Source organism: Microcoleus sp. Pol11C3 (genome assembly GCF_036701485.1).
Classification (GTDB): Bacteria; Cyanobacteriota; Cyanobacteriia; order Cyanobacteriales; family Microcoleaceae; genus Microcoleus.
In genome coordinates, this window is the sequence record NZ_JAUBQW010000264.1 from 1 (window position 1) to 2566 (window position 2566).

General features: G+C 49.6%; 1 protein-coding gene. It reads left to right on the forward strand.

The annotated features are described in order from the left end of the window. Window positions 1-37 precede the first annotated feature (37 nt). A partial coding sequence (locus QUA40_RS28285; protein WP_333131968.1) for an HYR domain-containing protein occupies window positions 38-2566 on the forward strand: 2529 nt, incomplete at its 3' end.

The following is a 2566-nucleotide window of genomic DNA, read 5'->3' on the forward strand; positions in this document are numbered from 1 at the left end:
CTGTTCCTTTACCGTAACGGTAACCGGTTTACCACCGGTGATTGTCTGTCCTGCCAATATAGCTGTTACAGCAACAGCGGGCCAGTGTGGTACCAACGTCACATTTGCGGCTACCGAGTCAACTGCGATCCCTGCCTCTGTGATTACTTATACAGAAAATGGAAATACAGTAAGCTCAGGCAGCTTCTTTACGGTAGGCATACATACGATTACAGCTACTGCTACCAATGCGGTAGGCAGTTCAGTATGTACTTTCACTATCACGGTAACGGATACAGAAACACCGGTGATCATTACACCGGCCAATATAGCGGTGAACAATGATGCGGGTGTATGTGGCGCGCAGATCAGCATAACAGCACCAGCTGCAACAGATAACTGTGGTATTGCCAGTGTGATAGGGGTGAGAACAGATGGATTGTTATTAACAGCGGCTTATCCGGTGGGCGTAACAGGCATTTTGTGGACGGTAACCGATGTGAATGGATTAACAGCGAGCCATACACAGACCGTAACGGTAACAGATAACGAAGCACCGGTAGTGATCACGAATAATATCACGATTCAGCTGGATGCTAACGGTAATGCTTCTATCACCACATCACAGATCAATAACGGATCAACGGATAACTGTGGTATTGCAACCATCAGTCTGGACAAAACAACCTTCAACTGCGCTAATGTAGGGATCAATACGGTTACTTTAACGGTAACGGATATCCATGGCAACAGTGCTTCACAAACTGCTGTTGTAACAGTGGTAGATAATATTGCACCAACGGTGATCACGAACAATATGACCATCCAGCTGGATGCCAGCGGTGCAGCAGCTATTACCGCAGCACAGATCAACAATAACTCTACCGATAACTGTAGTATTGCTACTTACAGTCTGGATAAAACCAGCTTCGACTGCAGCAATGTAGGCCAGAACACGGTTACCTTAACGGTAACGGATGTAAACGGCAACAGTGCATCACAAACAGCAACGGTTACGGTGATCGATAATCTGGCACCAATCGTAACGGTACCAGCGGCGCAGGTATTCTGTGCCAATGCGAGCGGCAGCACCCAGTACACGATCCCTGCGGCCAGCGCTACGGATAACTGCAGTATCGCCACGGTTACTTATGCGGTAACCGGAGCTACCAGCAGAACGGGCACAGGTTATGATGCATCCGGCGCCTTCAACATCGGCACCTCTACCATTACCTGGACGGTAACGGATGTAAACGGCAACACCAGCACCGGCAGCACCAGTGTAGTGGTGAACCCATTACCGGTAGCTACCTATGTAAGCAGTAATGCCGATGCGTTCTGTAACCAGACCAGCTTAACGGCTTCATCGAGCATTAACCCGTCTTTGTATAGCTGGTCAGCCAGCAATACCCCGGGCACTTTCAGTGCCAACCCTGTGTTAAGCCTTGGTTTAACCAATGCAGATGGTAATTACTACCTGTACACCCAGTCATCGGTAACGGGTTGTGTAAGTGCCAGTGCAGCGGTATATAACTTCCAGAAACAGACCCTCAGCAGCAGTTACACCATCCTTGCTTACAAGGAAGTGGAATTGGGTAAATACAACAAAGTGTTAAGCGGCAGCGTAGGTATTATGACAGCCAGGGGCGAAGCGGAGTTCAAGAGCTATAGCGGCGTAACCGGAGCGGGTTCGTTTGTAAAAGCCCCCAAGATCGATAAAGACGGCTCCGGCATTACGCTGAACAGCCAGATCATCGGTATTGCGGCGGTAAGCCTGCCAACGATGCAGTACAATACGGCCAGCACCAACAGCCTGCCGAGCCTGACAGCTTCCCAGAACAATGCCACTTTAAGTGGTAACTATAAGAACCTGACGATCAAGAAGGGGATCAGCGTAACGGTATCGGGCAACACTTTCGGTAATATCCGCCTGGAAGAGGGTGCCAGTATCCGCTTTACCAGTACGGTACTGAACATAGAGAACTTCACGGCCGACAGGGGTGCTAAGAACAACGACTACACCTATATCCGCTTTGCACCGAACACCAGTGTAAGGGTGGGTAATAAGGTGAGCATCGGCAGCCAGGTGTTGGTAAACCCTGAAAGCTACCAAGTAAGCTTCTACATGGCCGACCAGCGCAAGGATGAAGAGAAGTTCACGGTGAAGGGTGGAGATACCCGGGTGATCGCCAATGTGCTGATGCCGAACGGTAAACTGCGTGTAACGGCTACCGATTCGGACTATGACGACGATAAACATGGTGATTGTGACCACAAAGCGCATAGCAGCAAAGACTGTAAGCATAAGGGGCATGATCACAACGACTGTAATCATAGTGCACACGCAGCCTCGAACTGTCAGGACGATGTGTATATGACAGGTCTGTTCATAGCCGAGGAAGTAGAGAGCAAGGGTAACAAAGTGATCTGGAACAGCTACGATTGCAGTGCGCCTGCGGCACCGATTACATCGGTGAACAGCAACAAGGGAGTAACACAGTCGGTATCTGCGGAGAAAGTGACCACTACGAGCGAAGAAGAGCTGAAAGTGACAGTGATGCCAAATCCAAGTACAACTTACTTCACG